Raw genomic sequence first — 22,160 nt, 5'->3', positions numbered from 1 at the left:
ATGCTGATGGCACGTTTGATACGCTCCCGCTGGCTTTGGCTGGCGGGAGCGCTTCTCGTTTTATGGGGGCTCGTTCTTGTCGCTGACCGGTTGTGTCCATTGCCTCTGAAAGAGGTCAACCCTGCTCGGGTCGTGGTGGACGAGAAGGGGACGCCGCTCTGGCGTTTTGCCGATAACGACGGGATCTGGCGCTACCCGGTTACGATTGAAGAGGTCTCTCCCCGCTATCTTGAGGCCCTGATCCAGTATGAAGATCGCTGGTTCTGGGATCATCCTGGCGTGAACCCTTTTTCTGTCCTTCGTGCGGCCTGGCAGGATCTCTCTTCCGGAAAGGTTGTCTCTGGCGGTAGCACGCTCACCATGCAGGTGGCGCGCCTGCTGGATCCACATCCGCGTACCTTTGGTGGCAAAATTCGTCAGCTCTGGCGGGCGATGCAACTGGAATGGCATCTTTCCAAACGCGAGATCCTCACGCTCTATCTCAACCGCGCCCCGTTTGGCGGCACGTTGCAGGGAGTGGGAGCCGCGAGCTGGACCTATCTGGGAAAACCGCCGTCGCAGCTCAGTTATTCTGACGCGGCGCTGTTGGCAGTGCTCCCTCAGGCTCCGAGTCGTTTACGCCCGGACCGCTGGCCTGAACGGGCCGAAGCGGCGCGCAATAAAGTGCTCGACCGGATGGCGACGCAAGGTGTCTGGTCTGCAAAACAGGTCAAGGAATCCCGTGAAGAAGCGGTATGGCTGGCACCACGGCAGATGCCGCAACTGGCGCCGCTCTTTGCACGCATGATGCTCAGTAAAAGCCGCGACACGAAAATTGTCACCACTCTCGATGGCGGGCTGCAACGGCAGCTCGAAGAGCTGGCGATGAACTGGAAATCCCGCCTGCCTGAACGCAGCTCACTGGCGATGATCGTCGTGGATCATACCAACATGAAAGTACGCGGCTGGGTTGGGTCGGTGGATATCAACGATGACAGTCGCTTCAGCCATGTGGATATGGTCAATGCGATCCGATCCCCGGGATCGGTGCTGAAACCCTTTATCTATGGCATGGCACTGGACGATGGCCTGATCCATCCCGCATCGCTGCTTCAGGACGTTCCAAGAAAAACCGGTGATTATCGCCCGGGGAATTTTGACAGTGGGTTCCACGGACCGGTCAGCATGAGTGAAGCGTTAGTGCGCTCCCTCAACTTGCCTGCGGTACAGGTGCTTGAAGCGTATGGACCAAAACGGTTTGCCGGGATGCTGAGCAATGCAGGGTTACCGCTTATACTTCCTTCGGGCGCTCAGCCAAACCTTTCTCTGATACTGGGAGGCGCAGGCGCGCGACTGGCGGATATTACGGCTGCCTACAGCGCCTTTGCCCGCCACGGTAAAGCGGGGAGATTGCGTTTACAACTAGGCGATCCGCTGGTTGAACGACCGTTATTGTCACAAGGCTCGGCGTGGATTATTCGTCGTATTCTGGCGAATGAGGCGCAGCCGCTACCGGATAATGCGTTACCACAAATCGCGCCGCTGGCGTGGAAAACAGGAACCAGCTACGGCTACCGTGATGCCTGGGCCATTGGTCTGAATGCCCGTTACGTGATAGGTATCTGGACTGGACGGCCGGACGGCACGCCCGTGGCGGGGCAGTTTGGTTTTGCCAGTGCCGTGCCGCTGTTAAATCAGGTGAATAACTTGCTTCAGTCCCGCTCAACGGTAGACGAAGCCCGTCTGCCGCGCGATCCGCGTCCGGCAAGCGTCGGGCGGGGTGTGATCTGCTGGCCTGGTGGTCAGTCGTTGCCGGAGGGCAGTGAAAACTGCCGACGTCGTCTTGCGACGTGGTTACTTGAGGGGAGTGAACCCCCCACGCTGCTTTTGCCGGAACAGGAAGGTATACGCGGCATTCGTTTCCCGGTATGGCTGGATAAAACCGGTAAACGCGTTGCGGCAGACTGCCCTGATGCTATTGAGAAAGTGCTGGATGTCTGGCCGTTGCCGCTTGAGCCGTGGCTGCCTGCAAGCGAGCGTCGTGCGGTCCGGGTTCCTCCCTCTTCAGCAACGTGTCCGCCGTTGTCGCAGGATGCACCTGCTCCGCTTATGTTGACCGGCGTGCATGAGGGGGCCGTTATCAAACGTCTGCCGGGGGAATCCCGCGTTTCGCTGCCGCTTCAGGTGACCGGCAATAGTGGCGAGCGCTGGTGGTTTTTGAACGGCGAACCGCTGAGTGTGAAAGGAAGAGTTTACACATTACAGCTTGATAAATCGGGTGATTATCAGTTACTCGTTATGGATGAGAGCGGGCAGGTCGCGACGGTGAATTTTACGCTGCAGTGATCCTAAAACAGCTTTCAGATGTGAGCTGTTGCTAAAACTCGTCTTATTTTAAAAAAATGTTACCTGAATCCATAGGCAATGGCGCTATTGCTCATTATAATCCGCGCCACACCATACTCAGGTATGCAAAACAACAGAACATTGACAGAGGTTATCATGGCTATTGAACGTACTTTTTCCATCATCAAACCAAACGCGGTGGCAAAAAACGTTATTGGCAGCATCTTCGCTCGCTTTGAATCAGCAGGGTTTAAGATTGTTGGCACTAAAATGCTGCACCTGACCGTTGAACAGGCTCGCGGATTCTACGCTGAGCACGAAGGTCGCCCATTCTTTGACGGCCTGGTTGAGTTCATGACCTCTGGTCCGATCGTTGTATCCGTACTGGAAGGCGAAAACGCAGTACAGCGTCACCGTGACCTGCTGGGTGCAACCAACCCGGATAACGCGCTGGCAGGTACCCTGCGCGCTGACTACGCTGACAGCTTCACCGAGAACGGTACTCACGGTTCTGACTCTGTTGAATCTGCTGCACGCGAAATCGCTTTCTTCTTCGCAGAAGGCGAAGTGTGTCCACGTACCCGTTAATTTAACGGTTTCGTTTACACATTATTTTCGTAAATGCCGCGTCCAGACGTGGCATCCCTGCGCCAGACTTTGTACAATGCAACGCCCCGGACGAGCTGACCGCTTTCCGGGGCGTTTCTATTCAACCCTCCATGGGCCATAACGTGTAACAACGAGGCCGGAAAATATTATGTCTGAATTAGTGAATACCTCCGAAGTCGCCACGCCTGCGGTTCCAAATAAAAATGGAAAAATCAACCTGCTGGATCTGAACCGTCAGCAGATGCGCGAGTTCTTTAAAGAGATGGGTGAGAAGCCGTTTCGTGCCGATCAGGTGATGAAATGGATGTACCATTACTGCAGCGACAATTTTGATGACATGACTGACATCAACAAGGTCCTGCGCAACAAGCTCAAAGAAGTGGCTGAAATCCGCGCACCGGAAGTGGTGGAAGAGCAGCGTTCTTCTGACGGCACCATCAAATGGGCGATTGCCGTAGGCGATCAACGCGTTGAAACCGTCTACATCCCGGAAGAAGACCGAGCCACGCTGTGTGTCTCCTCTCAGGTAGGCTGTGCGCTGGAGTGCAAATTCTGCTCTACCGCGCAGCAAGGTTTTAACCGTAACCTGCGTGTCTCTGAAATTATCGGCCAGGTCTGGCGTGCCGCAAAAATTGTGGGCGCGGCTAAAGTGACAGGCACGCGTCCAATTACCAACGTGGTAATGATGGGCATGGGTGAGCCACTGCTGAACCTGACTAACGTCGTTCCAGCGATGGAAATCATGCTGGATGACTTCGGTTTCGGTCTGTCTAAACGTCGTGTAACGTTGTCGACCTCAGGTGTTGTACCTGCGCTGGACAAGCTCGGCGATATGATTGACGTTGCGCTGGCAATCTCCCTGCACGCACCAAACGATGAAATCCGTGACGAAATTGTGCCGATCAACAAAAAGTACAACATCGAAACCTTCCTCGCCGCCGTGCGTCGTTACCTGGAGAAATCTAACGCGAACCAGGGTCGTGTCACTATCGAGTACGTGATGCTTGACCATGTTAACGACGGTACTGAACATGCGCATCAGCTGGCTGAACTGCTGAAAGATACGCCATGCAAAATCAACCTGATTCCATGGAACCCGTTCCCGGGCGCACCATATGGACGTAGCTCGAACAGCCGTATCGATCGCTTCTCCAAAGTGCTGATGGAGTATGGTTTCACCACCATCGTGCGTAAAACCCGTGGTGATGATATTGATGCCGCATGCGGACAGCTGGCAGGTGATGTCATCGACCGTACCAAACGCACCCTGCGTAAACGCATGCAGGGGGAGACAATTGCGGTTAAAGCTGTTTGATTATTATGCACTCACGGCGCATTATTTGCGCCGTGAAGCATAATCTTACTGAATAATCAGTCAGATTCGTGATGACTGAGTAATAATTACGGTGCGTTTCATCCGACTTTCGGGCAGTATGTAACGACGTAACAACAGTTTAGCCGTACGGGCAGGGCTGTACTGTCATCTCCGGGCAGACAGTCTTATACTGTCTGTTCACGGTTAACTGACCAGAAGTTTCGCGGTGCGGGTGGCATTGTGACTCACCGGCGCCTGAACCCTTATTTTTCACGTACCAGTAGTTGTAGCGAATGAATACTGAAGCCACTCACGACCAACATGAAGCACTCTCCACTGGCGTTCGTCTTCGCAACGCCCGTGAACAACTCGGACTCAGCCAGCAAGCCGTTGCAGAACGCTTGTGCCTGAAGGTTTCCACGGTTCGCGATATTGAAGAAGATAAGGCGCCTGCCGATCTGGCTTCAACGTTCTTGCGCGGTTATATCCGCTCTTACGCAAAACTGGTGCACATCCCCGAAAACGAATTACTGCCGATGATGGAGAAGCAGGCACCGGTACGTGCAGCAAAAGTTGCGCCGATGCAGACATTCTCCCTGGGGAAACGTCGTAAAAAACGTGATGGCTGGCTGATGAGCTTCACCTGGTTGGTGCTGTTTGTGGTTGTCGGCCTGACGGGCGCGTGGTGGTGGCAAAACCACAAAGCGCAGCAGGAAGAGATCACCACCATGGCCGATCAATCTTCCGCTGAACTTAACCAGGCCGGAAACGGTAACGCACAGAGCGTACCGCTCGCCACCGACGGCGCGGCAACGACCAGCGAACCGCAAACCGCGACGACCGAGACACCTGCAACCGATGCGACGCAGGCTCCAGCAGTAACAGCCAACACACCAGCACCTCAGACTCAGGCTCCGGCTCAGGATCAAAACGCCGTAGTTGCACCTTCTCAGGCTCCTGTGGATACCGCAACGAACGCACCGGCTGCGAACACCGCAGCACCACTGCCGACCGATCAGGCGGGCGTGGCAACGCCAGCGGCGGATCCTAACGCGCTGGTGATGAATTTCACAGCCGACTGCTGGTTAGAAGTCACTGATGCAACAGGTAAAAAACTGTTCAGCGGCCTGCAGCGTAAAGATGGCACGTTAAACCTAACCGGCCAGGCTCCCTATAAACTTAAAATCGGCGCTCCGGCAGCGGTACAGATCCAGTATCAAGGAAAACCTGTCGACCTGAGCCGCTTTATCAGAACTAACCAGGTTGCACGTCTTACCGTTAATGCCGAACAATCAGCAGCACAGTAACAGACGGGCAACGCGGGAGATTTTTCATGCATAACCAGGCTCCGATTCAACGTAGAAAATCGAAACGGATTTACGTTGGGAATGTGCCAATCGGCGATGGGGCACCTATCGCCGTTCAGTCTATGACCAACACGCGCACCACCGATGTGGAAGCGACGGTCAATCAAATCAAAGCATTAGAACGTGTGGGCGCGGACATTGTTCGCGTCTCCGTGCCGACAATGGACGCCGCTGAGGCGTTCAAACTGATCAAACAGCAGGTCAGCGTTCCGCTGGTGGCTGATATCCACTTCGACTACCGCATCGCCCTGAAAGTGGCTGAGTATGGCGTTGATTGTCTGCGTATTAACCCGGGCAATATCGGTAACGAAGAGCGTATCCGCATGGTGGTGGACTGCGCACGTGACAAAAATATTCCTATCCGTATCGGCGTCAATGCCGGGTCTCTGGAAAAAGATCTGCAGGAAAAATACGGTGAGCCTACGCCACAGGCGTTGCTCGAATCCGCGATGCGTCACGTTGATCACCTTGATCGTCTTAACTTCGATCAGTTCAAAGTGAGTGTAAAAGCGTCCGATGTGTTCCTTGCGGTGGAGTCTTATCGCCTGCTTGCAAAACAGATCGACCAGCCTCTGCACCTCGGGATCACCGAAGCAGGTGGTCTGCGCAGCGGCTCGGTAAAATCCGCGATCGGTCTGGGGCTGCTGCTCTCCGAAGGGATCGGTGATACCCTGCGCGTTTCGCTGGCGGCCGATCCGGTGGAAGAGATCAAAGTCGGATTCGATATCCTGAAATCGCTGCGTATTCGCGCACGTGGGATCAACTTCATTGCCTGCCCAACCTGTTCACGTCAGGAGTTTGATGTGATCGGTACGGTGAATGCTCTGGAACAGCGTCTGGAAGACATCATTACCCCGATGGACGTCTCTATCATCGGCTGTGTGGTGAATGGTCCGGGTGAAGCGCTGGTGTCAACCCTGGGCGTGACCGGCGGTAACAAGAAAAGTGGTCTCTATGAAGATGGCGTTCGTAAAGATCGTCTGGATAATAGTGACATGATCGACCAGCTTGAAGCCCGCATTCGCGCCAAAGCGGCCATGATGGACGAGACACAGCGTATCAGCGTTCAGCAGGTTGAAAAATAACGTGATGGGAAGCGTGCAGCTTCCCATGTATGATTGAACCCATTCTTTGGGTTTTTTTTGTATATAGAAAGAGAATAAACGTGGCAAAAAACATTCAAGCCATCCGCGGCATGAACGATTATCTGCCTGGCGAAACCGCCATCTGGCAGCGCATTGAAGGCACACTGAAGCAGGTGCTCGGCAGCTACGGTTACAGTGAAATCCGTTTGCCGATTGTAGAGCAGACCCCGTTATTCAAACGCGCGATCGGCGAAGTCACCGACGTGGTTGAAAAAGAGATGTACACCTTTGAGGACCGTAACGGCGACAGCCTGACCCTGCGTCCGGAAGGTACGGCGGGCTGCGTACGCGCCGGCATCGAACATGGTCTTCTGTACAATCAGGAGCAACGCCTGTGGTATATCGGCCCGATGTTCCGCCACGAACGTCCCCAGAAAGGTCGTTATCGCCAGTTCAACCAGCTGGGTGTGGAAGTCTTTGGCCTGCAGGGTCCGGATATCGACGCTGAGCTGATTATGCTGACCGCTCGCTGGTGGCGCGCGCTGGGGATTTCTGAGCACGTTTCACTGGAGCTGAACTCAATCGGCTCTCTGGAAGCGCGTGCAAATTACCGTGACGCGCTGGTTGCGTTCCTGGAACAGCATAAAGATAAGCTGGACGAAGACTGCAAACGTCGTATGTACAGCAACCCGCTGCGTGTTCTGGATTCCAAAAACGCGGATGTTCAGGCGCTGCTGAACGATGCGCCTGCGCTGGGTGACTACCTGGATGAAGAGTCTCGCGAACACTTCGCGGGTCTGTGCAAGCTGCTTGAAGCGGCAGGCATCGCTTATACCGTGAACCAGCGCCTGGTGCGCGGTCTGGATTACTACAACCGCACTGTATTCGAGTGGGTTACCTCAAGCCTCGGTTCGCAGGGCACCGTGTGTGCGGGCGGTCGTTATGACGGTCTGGTAGAGCAGTTGGGTGGCCGTGCAGCCCCTGCGGTTGGCTTCGCAATGGGTCTTGAACGACTTGTTTTGCTGGTTCAGGCAGTTAATCCGGAATTTAAAGCAGATTCCGTTGTCGATATATACCTGGTGGCCTCAGGTGCGGATACGCAGTCTGCGGCGATGCAGCTTGCTGAACGCGTGCGCGATGCACTGCCAGACGTTAAGCTGATGACCAACCACGGCGGCGGCAACTTCAAAAAACAGTTTGCTCGTGCCGATAAGTGGGGCGCAAGTATTGCACTGGTGCTGGGCGAGTCCGAAGTGGCTAACGGCGAAGTCGTAGTGAAAGACCTGCGCTCTGGTGAGCAGACAACGGTAACGCAGGACGGCGTTGCGGCGCACTTGCGCACTCTATTAGGCTAAGGAGAAGGACTGCGTGGAAATTTACGAGAACGAACACGATCAGGTCGACGCGATTAAACGCTTCTTTGCTGAAAACGGCAAAGCGCTGGTTGTTGGGGTTATTTTAGGTGTCGGTGCGCTGATAGGCTGGCGTTACTGGAACAATCATCAGGCGGATTCCGCGCGTGGCGCGTCCCTGTCCTATGAAAATACCGTGAGCGCAATTCGAGCCGATCAGCCACAAACGCTGACGGCAGCCGAAAAATTTGCGGCTGACAACAAAAACACTTACGGTGCACTGGCTGCACTGGAAGTGGCACAGCAGTACGTTGATAAGAACGAACTGGATAAAGCGGCTGCTCAGCTGTCTCAGGGCCTTGCTGCCGCCAGCGATGAAAACCTGAAAGCGGTTATCAACCTTCGTCTGGCACGTATCCAGGTTCAGCAGAAAAAAGCTGACGACGCGCTGAAAACGCTCGATACCATTAAAGGTGAGGGCTTTGTTGCCATCGTTGCCGACCTGCGCGGTGAAGCACTGCTGAGCAAAGGTGACAAAGCGGGCGCGCGTAAAGCGTGGCAAGCTGGCGTGGATAGTCAGGCATCACCTGCGCTGAGCGAAATGATGCAGATGAAAATAAATAATTTGTCCGTCTGAGAGGGACCCGATGCAATTGCGTAAATTACTTCTGCCAGGACTGCTTTCTGTTACGTTATTGAGTGGTTGTTCACTGTTCAGTGGCGAAGAAGACGTTGTGAAAATGTCCCCACTGCCGACGGTTGAAAACCAGTTTACCCCATCCACTGCGTGGAGCACCTCCGTGGGTGATGGGATTGGTGATTTCTATTCCAACCTTCATCCGGCCTTTGCCGACAGCGTAATCTATGCGGCAGACCGCAAAGGTACCGTGAAAGCGGTGAACGCTGATGATGGAAAAGAAGTGTGGTCGATTAACCTCGCGGAAAAAGACGGCTGGTTCTCTCATAAACCTGCGCTGCTGTCTGGCGGCTTGACGGTTGCCGGTGGTCATGTCTACGTGGGCAGCGAAAAAGCACAGGTTTATGCCCTGAACAGCAGCGACGGCTCTATTGCCTGGCAAACGACTGTGGCGGGTGAATCCCTGTCTCGCCCTGTGGTCAGCGACGGCCTGGTGCTGATTCATACCAGCAACGGCCAGTTGCAGGCGCTGAACGAAGCGGACGGTCTGGTGAAATGGACTGTTAACCTGGATATGCCAGCGCTCTCTCTGCGCGGTGAATCCGCACCGGCTACCGCATTTGGTGCTGCCATTGTTGGCGGTGACAACGGTCGCGTGAGCGCAGTGCTGATGCAGCAGGGCCAGATGATTTGGCAGCAGCGTATCTCTCAGGCTACGGGCTCAACGGAAATTGACCGTCTGAGCGACGTCGACACAACGCCGGTCATCGTTAACGGTGTGGTTTACGCGTTGGCCTATAACGGTAACCTGACTGCGCTGGATCTGCGCAGCGGCCAGATCATGTGGAAACGTGAGCTGGGCTCGGTGAATGATTTCATCGTTGAGGGTAACCGCATCTATATGGTTGACCAGAACGACCGTCTGCTGGCTCTGAGCACCGAAGGTGGCGTGACGCTGTGGACGCAAAGCGATCTGCTGCACCGTCTGCTGACCGCGCCAGCGCTGTACAACGGTAGCCTGGTGGTTGGTGACAGCGAAGGGTATATGCACTGGATTGATCCAGAAAATGGTCGCTTTGTTGCACAGCAAAAAGTCGACAGCTCTGGTTTCCTGACCGATCCGGTTGTGGCCGATGGTAAACTGCTGATTCAGGCAAAAGACGGCACGCTGTACGCGATCACGCGTTAATTACCCGCCGGTTGTAGTATACTAAACGGCTCCTGTTCATTCAGGAGCCGTTTTGACATTTTTAAAAACGCCGCAAAAGCGACGTTATTTTGAATTTTATGAGGCTTCAAACATGGTACCTGTGGTCGCGCTTGTCGGGCGCCCTAACGTTGGAAAATCCACTCTTTTTAACCGTTTAACACGCACCCGTGATGCGCTGGTTGCGGATTTCCCGGGGCTGACGCGTGACCGTAAGTACGGTCGTGCAGAAGTAGAAGGACGCGAGTTCATCTGTATTGATACCGGTGGTATTGACGGCACAGAAGATGGTGTTGAAACCCGCATGGCAGAGCAGTCACTGCTGGCAATTGAAGAGGCCGATGTGGTGCTGTTCATGGTGGATGCCCGTGCTGGCCTGATGCCAGCGGACTCCGCTATCGCCAAACACCTGCGCTCACGCGAAAAACCGACCTTCCTGGTGGCGAACAAAACTGACGGCATCGATGCCGATCAGGCAATCGCGGATTTCTGGTCTCTGGGCCTGGGCGAAATCTACCCCATTGCGGCATCTCATGGTCGCGGCGTAACCAGCCTGCTGGAAACCGTTCTGCTGCCGTGGGTTGACGAAGTTAACCCGCCGGAAGAGGTGGACGAAGACGCAGAATACTGGGCGCAGTTTGAAGACGGAGAAGAGGGCGAAGAAGAAGAGCCTGAAGACGACTTCAACCCGCAGGATCTGCCGATCAAGCTGGCTATCGTGGGGCGTCCAAACGTAGGTAAGTCTACGCTTACTAACCGTATCCTGGGTGAAGAGCGCGTGGTCGTTTACGACATGCCGGGCACCACCCGTGACAGTATTTACATCCCAATGCAGCGTGATGAGCGTGAGTATGTCCTCATCGACACCGCAGGCGTACGTAAACGCGGGAAAATCACCGATGTGGTGGAAAAATTCTCCGTTATCAAAACCCTGCAGGCGATTGAAGATGCTAACGTGGTGCTGCTGGTTATTGACGCTCGCGAAGGTATCTCCGATCAGGATCTCTCTCTGCTCGGCTTTATCCTCAATAGTGGGCGCTCACTGGTTATCGTGGTCAACAAATGGGATGGCCTGAGCAACGAAGTGAGAGAGCAAGTGAAAGAGACCCTCGACTTCCGTCTGGGCTTTATCGACTTTGCTCGTGTGCACTTCATTTCCGCGCTGCACGGCAGCGGCGTAGGCAACCTGTTCGAATCGGTGCGTGAAGCGTATGACAGCTCCACCCGTCGTCAAAGTACCGCTATGCTGACCCGTATCATGAATATGGCAGCGGAAGACCATCAGCCACCACTGGTGCGTGGTCGTCGCGTGAAGCTGAAATATGCCCACGCCGGTGGTTATAACCCACCAATCGTGGTGATTCACGGCAACCAGGTGAAAGACCTGCCGGACTCCTACAAGCGCTATCTGATGAACTACTTCCGTAAATCGCTCGACGTGATGGGCACGCCTATCCGTATCCAGTTTAAGGAAGGGGAAAACCCGTTCGCCAACAAGCGTAACACTCTGACGCCAAACCAGATGCGTAAGCGTAAGCGTTTGATTAAGCACATTAAGAAAAGCAAATAATCATTGCCAATCTCACCAAAGCCCGCGTTTATCGCGGGCTTTTTTTTGCCCAATCATACCGTCGGTTTTCTCTGTGTGAAGTCAATCACTATTCACTTTTAACCATGTTTAAATCTAAGAAAGTAGACAATCGTCGAATTTTCATCTTAAAGTCCGGGGTGCGGTACTAGACAAAACTAGCGCCTGGTTATCAAATGGTTAACTAACTTTTCGCCGCATGTAAAAAATCGGTCAGATACGTAACTGACCGGCGTACTTGCTGGTGTTTACAAGCACGACGACATACCTTTCGGGAGAATTATGCAATCCTCTGTTAATCAAAAAGAAAGCCGAACGTTCTTCGGCCATCCGTACCCGCTCGGTTCTCTGTTCTTCACCGAGATGTGGGAGCGTTTCTCGTTTTACGGCATTCGCCCGTTACTGATCCTGTTTATGGCCGCCACCGTCTATGACGGCGGGATGGGGCTGGCGCGCGAAAACGCCTCGGCGATTGTCGGTATCTTTGCCGGGACCATGTATCTGGCCGCGCTGCCGGGTGGCTGGCTGGCCGATAACTGGCTCGGCCAGCAGAGAGCCGTCTGGTACGGTTCGATTCTGATTGCGCTCGGACACCTGTCGATCGCGCTGTCAGCCATCATGGGCGATAACCTGTTCTTTATCGGCCTGATGTTCATCGTGCTCGGCTCTGGTCTGTTCAAAACCTGTATCTCGGTGATGGTCGGTACTCTGTACAAAAAAGGCGATGCGCGTCGTGACGGCGGATTCTCGCTGTTCTACATGGGCATCAATATGGGCTCGTTCATCGCACCACTGATTTCCGGCTGGCTGATCAAAACCCACGGCTGGCACTGGGGCTTTGGTATTGGTGGTATCGGGATGCTGGTCGCGCTGATTATCTTCCGCGTGTTTGCCGTTCCGGCGATGAAACGCTATGACAGCGAAGTCGGTCTGGACTCCACCTGGAACAGCCCGGTCGTGAAGCGTAACGGCGTTGGCGTGTGGCTACTCGCGCTGGCCGCAGGTGTGGCGACGATCGTCACGCTGATCGCCCAGGGCGTGATTGTGATTAACCCGGTCGCGGTAGCCAGCGTGCTGGTTTACGTGATTGCAGCGTCCGTAGCCCTCTACTTTATTTATCTGTTTGTTTTTGCGGGCCTGAACCGTAAAGAGCGCGCCCGACTGCTGGTCTGCTTTATTCTGCTGATCTCTGCGGCGTTCTTCTGGTCTGCATTTGAACAGAAGCCAACGTCTTTCAACCTGTTCGCCAACGACTACACTAACCGCATGATCGGTGATTTCGAAATCCCGGCGGTGTGGTTCCAGTCAATTAATGCCCTGTTCATCATCCTGCTTGCTCCGGTATTTAGCTGGGCATGGCCGAAGCTTGCGAGCATGAACATTCGTCCGAGCAGTATCACCAAGTTTGTTATCGGTATTCTGTGTGCTGCGGCAGGTTTTGGCCTGATGATGCTGGCGGCAGAAAACGTGCTGAGTAATGGTGGCGCAGGCGTATCGCCGTTCTGGCTGGTGGGCAGTATCCTGATGCTGACACTCGGCGAACTGTGTCTGAGCCCGATTGGCCTGGCGACCATGACATTGCTGGCGCCAGAGAGAATGCGTGGTCAGATGATGGGCTTGTGGTTCTGCGCCAGTGCGCTGGGGAACCTGGCAGCGGGCCTGATTGGCGGTCACGTGAAGGCCGACCAGCTGGATATGCTGCCGGATCTCTTTGCGCGCTGTTCCGTCGCACTGCTGATTTGTGCCGCGGTACTGATCGTCCTCATTGTTCCAGTGCGTCGTATGCTGGAAAATGCGCAGACTAAACCGGCCGCTAACGCCTTATAAACCTCAGTGTGCCGGGGCAGGTGTTACGCCCCGGCACTGTATTCCCTGAGGTGAAATTATGCAGTTAGGATTTGTTGGTCTTGGCGCGGTAGTGGAAACCGCGTATATGCCCGCGTTGCGACACCTTTTTGGTCACTCGGTGCGTTGTTTTGGGTTTGATGTTCTTCCTGCAAAGCACCCTGAAGGCGTTACGCGCTGCACTTCCCTTGCGCAACTTCTTGCCATACCGCTGGATACCCTGTTTATCACCACTGCATCGCTGCACCATCTTGAGGTGCTGGAGCAGGCGATTGCCTCGCCCGTTCCACGCATTGTGGTTGAAAAACCGGTAGTCGCCACGCTTCCCCAAATAGAAAAGCTCAACACACTGCTGGCAAAACCCGGTGTGGCATCTCGCGTGCTGGCGCTCGACCACTGGATGGCGCGCATTGAAACGGTGAAGCGGTCGCTGGTGGGCAATGTCTCTGACATCGTCAAAATCGACGGTTTTTTGCAGGAGCCGAGTGGCTATAACGAATCCGGGGAACCCATCGCGCTTAACTTTGCCACGGGCGAGCCGGATACCCGTACACTTCGTCATCCTGATGGCGTGATTCTGGATATCGGTACACACGTGCTGGCGATGCTGCGTGAAACGGTGCGTTATCTGGGAGGGAGTGATGAGATGACGTTGCAGGTGGTGACGGCTAAAGACCGCCTGGGTCGCGATATCACAAAAGGCGACCTGACCACGGCGGAAGGTGAGGCACATCTTCAGGGCTGCATCAGCGGCGTGCCGGTTGACATCTGGCTTAATAAATACGCGGGACCCGCGGGCGGGCAAAAGGGTTTACGGCTCTGCTTACGGGACGGGCGCACCATCAGTTACGACCGGCACGGCACAGAAGATGTGCTGGAGCTGATCAATGGCGACACCCGGCAATACTGGAAAATTCCCGGCACAATCTACGAACACTGCCTTGCAGAGCATATTCTGGGCACCAGGAGTTTGTATGAACGGGATCCGCAAGAGGTGAGTCGCACCACGCGCCGCAGGATCGAGGAAGTGACGCTGCTACTGTCCTTGCAGCAACAGTTGCGTGGCCCGCACTGAACGCAACGTGGTAAAATTATCACAGACATGAATGCGCTAAAGGAGTCACCATGACGATTACCTGCCCGGATTGCCAGGCATCGCTTGAGCCCCTGAACGGGGTGGCACATTGCGACAGCTGTAATAAAGACATTGCGCTTGAAGCCCGTTGCCCGGAGTGTCACCAGCCACTCCAGGTATTAAAAGCCTGCGGCGCGGTGGACTATTTCTGCCAGAACGGCCACGGTCTTATCTCTAAAAAACGCGTGGAGTTTGTTCGGGTCGAAGGCTAATCGCACACGCAGCCTTCGCCTTTCTGCCACAGCTCGACCAGCGACTCGGGCGCCTCCTGCTCCGGTACCAGCACGATGATATCGGCGTAGTGCGCCTGATTTTGCCCGGTCCAGATAATCTGGATGCGGAAATAGCGCTGGTCACCGCTGCCAGGTGACGAGGCTTGTCCCGGCGGCTGACCGCGCGGAAAGGCCTGCTCCAGGATGCTCACCACGCGCTGGCGTTGAGCCTCATTGAGCGAAGAAAGCGCGATGGTACGCTGGCCGCTCAGCTTAGGAATAAAAGCGACGCCGCCTTCTCGGGCCAGCTCAACCACGGCGTCATCTGTCAGTTCCGGAACCTGCATTTACAGCACTCCCACCTGTTCCCAGGCTTGCTTAATGGCCGCCCCAACGTCGCCACCGGAGCGTTTCTCTCCGTGTGCTATCGTCAGTTTTGCAAAGGCATCAAAATCCGCATCCTGCGCCAGATTGCGATCGCAAACTGTGTCGTACCAGGCATAACCCGCTTTTTCCCAGGCGTAGCCGCCGATAGCCGTCGCGGCCAGATAAAATGCCCGGTTGGGGATGCCGGAGTTCAGGTGTACGCCGCCGTTATCCTCACGCGTTTTAATGAAATCTTTCATGTGCGCGGGCTGCGGATCTTTGCCGAGCAGCGGATCGTCGTAGGCAGTGCCAGGTTCAGACATCGAGCGCAGCCCTTTACCGTTGATTCCTTTTGCAAGCAGCCCTTCACCAATGAGCCAGTCTGCTTTATCGGCGGTTTGCTTCAAATGATACTGTTTGACCAGAGATCCAAACACGTCTGACAGCGACTCGTTCAGCGCGCCAGACTGTTCAAAATAGATAAGCCCGGCTTCGGTTTCAGTCACACCGTGGCTCAGCTCGTGTGCCACCACGTCGATGGCGATGGTAAAGCGGTTAAATATTTCCCCGTCACCGTCGCCGAATACCATCTGCTGACCGTTCCAGAAGGCGTTCTGATATTCCCGACCGTAATGCACGGTGCCGGTCAAAATAAGCCCTTTATTATCGAGTGAATCACGCTGATATTCTTTCCAGAAGAAATCATGGGTAATACCCAAATAATCGTACGCCTCATCCACCGCCACATCACCGTTCGAAGGCTGGCCTTCGTAACGCACCTGCGAACCCGGCAGTTCCTGGGTCTGCTTCGCGTCGTAAATATCGCGCTCCAGCTGTCCGGCTTTATTCACGTGCGGCGCGGCAGGTTTTCCCGGCATGTGGGCCATCAGTGTCTGGACATGGGTTAAGGTCTGGCGGGCGCAGCGCTGTTGCGGCTCTGAACCGCTTTCGATAATACGACGAAGAATATAAGGGGGAATAACGCTATGACGATGGGACATGCTGCTCTCCTTATTAAAAGGGAATAGCAGCAGTATAGTAAGTAACCGGCGAAGAATTATCCGGTTTTACGCTGGCGTGTTTTTTTCACCGGTTTAATTGATTTCACTTCGCTTTCTACCCAGCCGTCTGAAAGACGTGTCGTCAGCACATCACCGGTATTCACCTGTTTGGTTTGCTTCAGCACTTTGCCGTCTGTCGCCGTCGTCACGCTATAGCCGCGCGCCAGCGTGGAGAGGGGGCTGACCGCTTCAAGATGGGTCACCGCATTGCCAAAGCGTTCGCGGGTTGAGCTCAGGCGTGTACGGATATTCTCTGCCAGACGATATTCGAGCTGCTGGATCCGCGTTTGCGCGCGATAAATTTTCGGCTGCGGGTTCTGCTGGTTCAGGCGCTGCGTGACGCGCTGCTGACGCGACACCGCACGCTTGAGCTGGTTATCCAGCGCGAAATTCATGCGCTGACGCAGGCGCTCCAGGACGGTCTGCTGACGCGCCAGACGCAGTTGTGGGTGCTGCTGTTGCAGGCGATGATGAAGCTGGGTAAAACGACGGGTACGGTTTGCGAGGAAGTAGTCCATCGCCATTTCCAGACGCTGCTGGCCGTTCTGAAGCTGACGCAGCAGTTCCAGCTGGTTGCGGCTCACCACTTCCGCTGCTGCGGATGGCGTAGGGGCGCGTAAATCCGCAACAAAATCCGCGATGGTAACGTCCGTTTCGTGCCCGACGGCGCTCACGACAGGGATATGGCTTGCGAAAATCGCTCGTGCGACACGTTCGTCGTTAAAGCTCCACAGGTCTTCCAGCGAGCCGCCGCCACGGCCAACGATCAACACGTCGCACTCCTGACGCGCATTCGCCAGTTCAATGGCGCGGACAATCTGGCCCGGTGCATCGTCACCCTGTACCGCGGTTGGGTAGATGATCACGGGCAGGGAAGGGTCACGACGCTTGAGCACGTGCAAAATATCGTGCAGGGCCGCACCGGTTTTTGAAGTAATAACCCCAACGCAGTGGGCAGGAGAGGGGAGCGGCTTTTTGAACTGCTGGTCGAACAACCCCTCTTCCGAGAGTTTTGCTTTTAGCTGTTCATACTTCTGCTGTAGCAAGCCTTCGCCCGCAGGCTGCATGCTCTCGACGATAATCTGATAGTCACCGCGCGGCTCATACAACGTGATATTGGCGCGAACCAGAACCTGCTGGCCGTGCTGAGGACGGAACGTCACGCGACGGTTGCTGTTGCGGAACATCGCGCAGCGCACCTGGGCGGTATCGTCTTTTAGCGTAAAGTACCAGTGACCGGATGACGGCTGCGTGAAGTTTGAGATCTCACCGCTGATCCACACTTGCCCCATTTCCTGCTCAAGCAGTAAACGAACCGTTTGATTAAGGCGGCTAACAGTAAAAATTGAAGGGGTTTGAGAGGATAACATGTGAGCGGGATCAAATTCTAAATCAGCAAGTTATTCAGTCGATAGTAACCTGCTGAGAGGGGAGTGCAAGGTTTTTTTATAAAAAAGTGTGGATGCAATCGGTTACGCTCTGTATAATGCCACGGCAATATTTAACCACCCAGGTCAGAGATATTGCCCATGCTACGTATCGCTAAAGAAGCACTGACGTTTGACGACGTCCTCCTTGTTCCCGCTCACTCTACTGTTCTGCCGAATACTGCCGATCTCAGCACGCAGTTGACGAAAACCATTCGCCTGAACATTCCTATGCTCTCTGCGGCAATGGACACCGTGACTGAAGCGCGCCTGGCTATCGCCCTGGCACAGGAAGGTGGCATCGGCTTTATTCATAAAAACATGTCTATCGAGCGTCAGGCTGAAGAAGTTCGCCGCGTGAAGAAACATGAATCCGGTATCGTGTCTGACCCACAGACCGTTCTGCCAACCACCACCCTGCACGAAGTGAAAGCCCTGACCGAACGTAACGGCTTTGCCGGTTACCCTGTTGTGACTGAAGCCAACGAACTGGTCGGTATCATTACCGGTCGTGACGTGCGTTTCGTGACCGACCTGAACCAGCCTGTCAGTGTTTATATGACACCGAAAGAGCGTCTGGTAACCGTTCGTGAAGGCGAAGCCCGTGACGTCGTGTTCGCTAAAATGCACGAAAAACGTGTTGAGAAAGCGCTGGTTGTGGATGCGAACTTCCACCTGCGCGGCATGATCACCGTTAAAGATTTCCAGAAAGCAGAACGTAAACCTAACGCCTGTAAAGACGAGCATGGCCGTCTGCGCGTAGGTGCTGCAGTTGGCGCGGGTGCTGGTAACGAAGAGCGTGTTGATGCGCTGGTTGCTGCGGGCGTTGACGTGCTGCTGATTGACTCCTCTCACGGCCACTCCGAAGGCGTTCTGCAACGTATTCGTGATACCCGTGCTAAATACCCTGATCTGCAGATCATCGGCGGTAACGTGGCGACGGGCGCAGGTGCTCGCGCACTGGCTGACGCTGGTTGCAGCGCGGTGAAAGTGGGTATCGGTCCTGGCTCCATCTGTACTACCCGTATTGTGACCGGCGTGGGCGTTCCACAGATCACTGCAGTGTCTGACGCGGTTGAAGCGCTGGAAGGCACCGGTATTCCGGTTATCGCTGACGGCGGTATCCGCTTCTCTGGTGACATCGCTAAAGCGATTGCCGCAGGTGCTGCTGCGGTGATGGTAGGCTCTATGCTGGCTGGTACCGAAGAATCCCCGGGTGAAATCGAACTCTACCAGGGCCGTTCTTACAAATCTTACCGCGGTATGGGCTCTCTGGGCGCGATGTCCAAAGGTTCCTCTGACCGTTACTTCCAGACCGATAACGCCGCTGACAAACTGGTACCGGAAGGTATCGAAGGTCGCGTTGCCTATAAAGGCCGTCTGAAAGAGATCATTCACCAGCAGATGGGCGGCCTGCGCTCCTGTATGGGTCTGACCGGCTGTGGTACCATTGACCTGCTGCGTACTAAAGCGGAATTCGTACGCATCAGCGGTGCGGGTATCCAGGAGAGCCACGTTCACGACGTGACGATCACCAAAGAGTCCCCGAACTACCGTCTGGGCTCCTGATAAGTTTCCGCGCCCGATCCAGTTACTCTATGGATTTCGGGTTGCAGGAAGGCGGCAAGTCCATGAGACCCCGGGAGCATAGTTAACTATGTGACCGGGGCGAATGGACGCAGCCAACGCACCTGCAGCCTGAAAGACGACGAGTAAATCGGGCGCTCTGTTTTTGTTTCTCTTGCCTCGGAATTAGCGTCAATGACGGAAAACATTCATAAACATCGCATTCTCATCCTGGACTTTGGTTCTCAGTACACTCAGCTGGTGGCGCGTCGCGTACGTGAACTGGGCGTTTACTGTGAACTGTGGGCGTGGGATGTCACGGAAGCACAGATTCGCGAATTCAATCCAAGCGGCATCATCTTGTCCGGCGGCCCGGAAAGTACCACCGAAGAGAACAGCCCGCGCGCACCGCAGTACGTGTTCGAAGCTGGCGTGCCAGTATTCGGCGTTTGCTACGGTATGCAGACCATGGCAATGCAGCTTGGCGGCCACGTCGAAGGTTCTAACGAGCGTGAGTTTGGCTACGCGCAGGTAGAAGTCGTCACCGACAGCGCGCTGGTGCGCGGTATCGAAGACTCCCTGACCGCAGACGGCAAACCGCTGCTGGACGTTTGGATGAGCCACGGCGACAAAGTCACCGCCATCCCGTCTGACTTCGTGACCGTTGCCAGCACCGAGAGCTGCCCGTTCGCCATCATGGCAAACGAAGAAAAACGCTTCTACGGCGTGCAGTTCCACCCGGAAGTGACCCACACCCGTCAGGGTATGCGCATGCTGGAGCGCTTCGTGCGTGACATCTGCCAGTGTGAAGCCCTGTGGACCCCGGCAAAAATCATCGACGACGCCGTTGAGCGTATCCGCCAGCAGGTTGGCGATGACAAAGTGATCCTCGGCCTCTCCGGCGGCGTGGACTCCTCCGTGACCGCGATGCTGCTGCACCGCGCCATCGGCAAAAAACTGACCTGCGTCTTCGTCGACAACGGTCTTCTGCGTCTGAACGAAGCCCAGCAGGTTATGGACATGTTTGGTGACCACTTCGGTCTGAACATCGTTCACGTGGAAGGCGAGCAGCGCTTCCTGGATGCGCTGAAAGGCGAGAACGATCCGGAAGCGAAACGTAAAATCATCGGCCGCGTGTTCGTGGAAGTGTTCGACGAAGAAGCACTGAAGCTGGACGACGTGAAGTGGCTGGCGCAGGGTACCATCTACCCTGACGTGATTGAATCTGCGGCATCCGCAACCGGTAAAGCACACGTTATTAAATCTCACCACAACGTGGGCGGCCTGCCGAAAGAGATGAAGATGGGCCTGGTTGAGCCACTGCGTGAGCTGTTCAAAGACGAAGTGCGTAAGATCGGTCTGGAGCTGGGTCTGCCGTACGATATGCTCTACCGTCATCCGTTCCCGGGCCCGGGTCTGGGCGTGCGTGTGCTGGGCGAAGTGAAGAAAGAGTACTGCGACCTGCTGCGTCGCGCGGACGCGATCTTCATCGAAGAGCTGCACAAAGCTGACCTGTACAACAAAGTGAGCCAGGCGTTCACCGTGTTCCTGCCGGTTCGCTCTGTAGGCGTAATGGGCGATGGCCGTAAGTACGACTGGGTTGTCTCCCTGCGTGCGGTAGAAACCATCGACTTCATGACCGCGCACTGGGCGCACCTGCCGTATGACTTCCTGGGCCGCGTGTCTAACCGCATCATCAACGAAGTTAACGGTATTTCCCGCGTGGTGTATGACATCAGCGGTAAGCCACCGGCTACGATTGAGTGGGAATGATTTCCCAACCTTAAACGTCTGGCACTAACAGACTATAAAATATCTCTAAGCCCGCGGATTGCGGGCTTTTTTTTGGGCCATGGCTGGCAAGACCGTGCATGGTTTGAACGTGGTATTTTGAGGTGGGTGATTTATCGGGAATGCTACGGATTACACCTGATACCATGACGCGCCTAATTCAAACCTAAAGATAAGCGTAATAAAGAAAATAACCATATGGTCCATGGTTGTTGCCATTACTGCTGACCTGTCTCTTATCGCTCTGGAGTTGTCAGGTTAGTGCCAGAATCGGACCATGATGACGTTGAACGGTACTAATCAATAATGCGTCAGACAGGTATATCCCTTCATTTTTCAGAGTAGGAAATGCGGTATCCATTGCCCTCACTGAGAATGTGGGCAAACTCAGCCTGACCTAAATGCATACCTGCAATGAGCAATTTTTCGCTGGCGGCTTTTTCCATTATTTTCTTCCTTGTTTCCTCAGCCTGAGCGGGATCGTTGTCAAATAAAATAGAAACAGCCGGTTGTGCTGACTGAATATGGGGGTAATGAACAATGTCTCCCCATATTAATAAGCACTTATCATCCGAATCGATGCGAAAACCTGTATGCCCGGGCGTATGCCCCGGTAGTCATACCGGCAGAATGCCTTCTGCTATTTTGTTCCCGTTTAAAAAACACACCTTCCGACCATAAGCCTGTAATGTTTGGCGAACCAGCCAAAAATTACGTTGCCCGCGCTCATTCGCGACTTTGAGTTTTTTATCATCCTGCCAGTGTTACGCTTCAAGTGGATGAAGAAGAATTTCAGCACGCTTAAAAACCGGCTGTATTTCAGAGTCCAGCAGCGGAACACTGGAAAGAGCGTGGCGTGGATCCAACTGCACGGCATAAGAAGATTGTGCGTGCCCCCCCCTCGCGGCTCCGGTGATGCACTGGCACTGTTGGGCATGCGATGAGGTGTTTATTGGGTCGAAGCTCTGCCAACGCTGCGACAGCGCTCTTTACTGCCGACAGATGACAGGTGAATAGGGAGATGACACGGAGAGTCATCGGCAGTTGAGTGGAGAACTATAGGCCTGACTACATCGGATTTGATATTCGGTTGTCGGTTACACGTCTACAGCGGCAAACGCTGTCTGTAGTGGGGGGCGAAGGCATTCGCATAGAATGCGGTGAGAGTGGCTACATTTGACTTGTGACGTGTTGTTGGCTTTGTTGAATAAATCAGATTTCGGGTAAGTCTCCCCCGTAGCGGGTTGTGTTTTCAGGCAATACGCACGCTTT

Annotated in this window: 18 protein-coding genes and 1 pseudogene; 15 read left to right on the top strand and 4 right to left on the bottom strand. The window is 54.7% G+C overall.

Annotated features, from left to right (window positions below):
• The 12 genes from pbpC (at position 1) to V6E55_RS15180 (ending at position 14,677) form a co-directional block, all read left to right on the top strand.
• A complete protein-coding gene (gene pbpC / locus V6E55_RS15235; RefSeq protein WP_316943252.1) occupies positions 1-2,325 on the top strand; it encodes a peptidoglycan glycosyltransferase PbpC in 2,325 nt (774 codons plus the stop codon).
• Between the two features lie 156 nt (positions 2,326-2,481).
• Complete coding sequence (gene ndk, locus V6E55_RS15230; RefSeq protein WP_003860625.1) at positions 2,482-2,913, top strand: nucleoside-diphosphate kinase; 432 nt, start codon at positions 2,482-2,484, stop codon at positions 2,911-2,913.
• A gap of 169 nt (positions 2,914-3,082) precedes the next feature.
• The gene (locus V6E55_RS15225; protein WP_014832896.1) at positions 3,083-4,249 is read left to right on the top strand and encodes a bifunctional tRNA (adenosine(37)-C2)-methyltransferase TrmG/ribosomal RNA large subunit methyltransferase RlmN; all 1,167 of its coding nucleotides are present in this window, start codon (positions 3,083-3,085) and stop codon (positions 4,247-4,249) included.
• Positions 4,250-4,542: 293 nt separating this feature from the next.
• Positions 4,543-5,556 (top strand): cytoskeleton protein RodZ, encoded by a 1,014-nt coding sequence (gene rodZ, locus V6E55_RS15220; RefSeq protein ID WP_316943251.1) that lies wholly within the window; start codon positions 4,543-4,545, stop codon positions 5,554-5,556.
• Between the two features lie 26 nt (positions 5,557-5,582).
• A complete protein-coding gene (ispG, locus tag V6E55_RS15215; RefSeq protein WP_023308814.1) occupies positions 5,583-6,701 on the top strand; it encodes a flavodoxin-dependent (E)-4-hydroxy-3-methylbut-2-enyl-diphosphate synthase in 1,119 nt (372 codons plus the stop codon).
• Positions 6,702-6,781: 80 nt separating this feature from the next.
• Positions 6,782-8,056 carry a histidine--tRNA ligase gene (gene hisS, locus V6E55_RS15210; protein ID WP_316943249.1) on the top strand — a complete coding sequence of 425 codons (1,275 nt, stop codon included), beginning with the start codon at positions 6,782-6,784 and terminating at the stop codon, positions 8,054-8,056.
• 13 nt (positions 8,057-8,069) lie between these two features.
• Positions 8,070-8,690, top strand: a complete 621-nt coding sequence (locus tag V6E55_RS15205; protein ID WP_316943248.1) for a YfgM family protein — start codon at positions 8,070-8,072, stop codon at positions 8,688-8,690.
• Positions 8,691-8,700: 10 nt separating this feature from the next.
• Positions 8,701-9,879, top strand: a complete 1,179-nt coding sequence (bamB, locus tag V6E55_RS15200) for an outer membrane protein assembly factor BamB (RefSeq protein ID WP_236920245.1) — start codon at positions 8,701-8,703, stop codon at positions 9,877-9,879.
• A 112-nt stretch (positions 9,880-9,991) separates the two neighbouring features.
• Complete coding sequence (gene der / locus V6E55_RS15195) at positions 9,992-11,467, top strand: ribosome biogenesis GTPase Der (RefSeq protein WP_024908655.1); 1,476 nt, start codon at positions 9,992-9,994, stop codon at positions 11,465-11,467.
• 300 nt (positions 11,468-11,767) lie between these two features.
• On the top strand, positions 11,768-13,312 hold the full coding sequence (locus tag V6E55_RS15190) for a peptide MFS transporter (protein WP_129995203.1): 1,545 nt from the start codon (positions 11,768-11,770) through the stop codon (positions 13,310-13,312).
• Between the two features lie 58 nt (positions 13,313-13,370).
• Positions 13,371-14,405 carry a Gfo/Idh/MocA family oxidoreductase gene (locus V6E55_RS15185; protein ID WP_316943246.1) on the top strand — a complete coding sequence of 345 codons (1,035 nt, stop codon included), beginning with the start codon at positions 13,371-13,373 and terminating at the stop codon, positions 14,403-14,405.
• A 50-nt stretch (positions 14,406-14,455) separates the two neighbouring features.
• Complete coding sequence (locus V6E55_RS15180; protein WP_316943244.1) at positions 14,456-14,677, top strand: zinc ribbon domain-containing protein; 222 nt, start codon at positions 14,456-14,458, stop codon at positions 14,675-14,677.
• On the opposite strand, the gene V6E55_RS15175 is transcribed toward V6E55_RS15180, so the two are convergent.
• The 3 genes from V6E55_RS15175 to xseA are packed head-to-tail and all read right to left on the bottom strand — an operon-like array spanning position 14,674 to position 17,474.
• A complete protein-coding gene (locus tag V6E55_RS15175; RefSeq protein ID WP_114977518.1) occupies positions 14,674-15,024 on the bottom strand; it encodes a protealysin inhibitor emfourin in 351 nt (116 codons plus the stop codon). The two genes, V6E55_RS15180 and V6E55_RS15175, sit on opposite strands and share 4 nt — an antisense overlap.
• A complete protein-coding gene (locus V6E55_RS15170; RefSeq protein WP_236920242.1) occupies positions 15,025-16,044 on the bottom strand; it encodes a M4 family metallopeptidase in 1,020 nt (339 codons plus the stop codon).
• A 56-nt stretch (positions 16,045-16,100) separates the two neighbouring features.
• On the bottom strand, positions 16,101-17,474 hold the full coding sequence (gene xseA / locus V6E55_RS15165; protein WP_028016100.1) for an exodeoxyribonuclease VII large subunit: 1,374 nt from the start codon (positions 17,472-17,474) through the stop codon (positions 16,101-16,103).
• A gap of 159 nt (positions 17,475-17,633) precedes the next feature.
• Between xseA and guaB the strand changes: the two genes are divergently transcribed.
• On the top strand, positions 17,634-19,100 hold the full coding sequence (gene guaB / locus V6E55_RS15160) for an IMP dehydrogenase (RefSeq protein ID WP_028016101.1): 1,467 nt from the start codon (positions 17,634-17,636) through the stop codon (positions 19,098-19,100).
• Between the two features lie 192 nt (positions 19,101-19,292).
• Positions 19,293-20,870 (top strand): glutamine-hydrolyzing GMP synthase, encoded by a 1,578-nt coding sequence (gene guaA / locus V6E55_RS15155; RefSeq protein WP_316943242.1) that lies wholly within the window; start codon positions 19,293-19,295, stop codon positions 20,868-20,870.
• Between the two features lie 347 nt (positions 20,871-21,217).
• Here the strand turns inward: guaA and V6E55_RS15150 are convergent.
• Positions 21,218-21,721 (bottom strand): annotated as a pseudogene (locus V6E55_RS15150) (MBL fold metallo-hydrolase); the annotation flags it as partial.
• Between the two features lie 82 nt (positions 21,722-21,803).
• On the opposite strand from V6E55_RS15150, the gene V6E55_RS25855 reads away from it, so the two are divergent.
• Positions 21,804-21,905, top strand: a complete 102-nt coding sequence (locus V6E55_RS25855) for a putative zinc ribbon protein (RefSeq protein WP_442881660.1) — start codon at positions 21,804-21,806, stop codon at positions 21,903-21,905.
• Positions 21,906-22,160 lie beyond the last annotated feature (255 nt).

It is taken from the genome of Enterobacter sp. 342 (assembly GCF_036663495.1).
Classification (GTDB): Bacteria; Pseudomonadota; Gammaproteobacteria; order Enterobacterales; family Enterobacteriaceae; genus Enterobacter.
Note: the sequence above shows the minus strand (reverse complement) of the source record. Positions and strands in the feature narration are given on the sequence as shown.

What these genes read in the sequence shown, in the direction of transcription:
- bamB (WP_236920245.1), top strand. Translation starts at nt 8,701, where the DNA reads ATGCAATTGCGTAAATTACTTCTGCCAGGACTGCTTTCTGTTACGTTA.
- V6E55_RS15190 (WP_129995203.1), top strand. Translation starts at nt 11,768, where the DNA reads ATGCAATCCTCTGTTAATCAAAAAGAAAGCCGAACGTTCTTCGGCCAT.
- V6E55_RS15185 (WP_316943246.1), top strand. Translation starts at nt 13,371, where the DNA reads ATGCAGTTAGGATTTGTTGGTCTTGGCGCGGTAGTGGAAACCGCGTAT.
- V6E55_RS15180 (WP_316943244.1), top strand. Translation starts at nt 14,456, where the DNA reads ATGACGATTACCTGCCCGGATTGCCAGGCATCGCTTGAGCCCCTGAAC.
- rodZ (WP_316943251.1), top strand. Translation starts at nt 4,543, where the DNA reads ATGAATACTGAAGCCACTCACGACCAACATGAAGCACTCTCCACTGGC.
- V6E55_RS15225 (WP_014832896.1), top strand. Translation starts at nt 3,083, where the DNA reads ATGTCTGAATTAGTGAATACCTCCGAAGTCGCCACGCCTGCGGTTCCA.
- ndk (WP_003860625.1), top strand. Translation starts at nt 2,482, where the DNA reads ATGGCTATTGAACGTACTTTTTCCATCATCAAACCAAACGCGGTGGCA.
- pbpC (WP_316943252.1), top strand. Translation starts at nt 1, where the DNA reads ATGCTGATGGCACGTTTGATACGCTCCCGCTGGCTTTGGCTGGCGGGA.
- guaA (WP_316943242.1), top strand. Translation starts at nt 19,293, where the DNA reads ATGACGGAAAACATTCATAAACATCGCATTCTCATCCTGGACTTTGGT.
- V6E55_RS15175 (WP_114977518.1), bottom strand. Translation starts at nt 15,024, where the DNA reads ATGCAGGTTCCGGAACTGACAGATGACGCCGTGGTTGAGCTGGCCCGA.
- V6E55_RS15170 (WP_236920242.1), bottom strand. Translation starts at nt 16,044, where the DNA reads ATGTCCCATCGTCATAGCGTTATTCCCCCTTATATTCTTCGTCGTATT.
- guaB (WP_028016101.1), top strand. Translation starts at nt 17,634, where the DNA reads ATGCTACGTATCGCTAAAGAAGCACTGACGTTTGACGACGTCCTCCTT.
- xseA (WP_028016100.1), bottom strand. Translation starts at nt 17,474, where the DNA reads ATGTTATCCTCTCAAACCCCTTCAATTTTTACTGTTAGCCGCCTTAAT.
- V6E55_RS25855 (WP_442881660.1), top strand. Translation starts at nt 21,804, where the DNA reads ATGCACTGGCACTGTTGGGCATGCGATGAGGTGTTTATTGGGTCGAAG.
- der (WP_024908655.1), top strand. Translation starts at nt 9,992, where the DNA reads ATGGTACCTGTGGTCGCGCTTGTCGGGCGCCCTAACGTTGGAAAATCC.
- ispG (WP_023308814.1), top strand. Translation starts at nt 5,583, where the DNA reads ATGCATAACCAGGCTCCGATTCAACGTAGAAAATCGAAACGGATTTAC.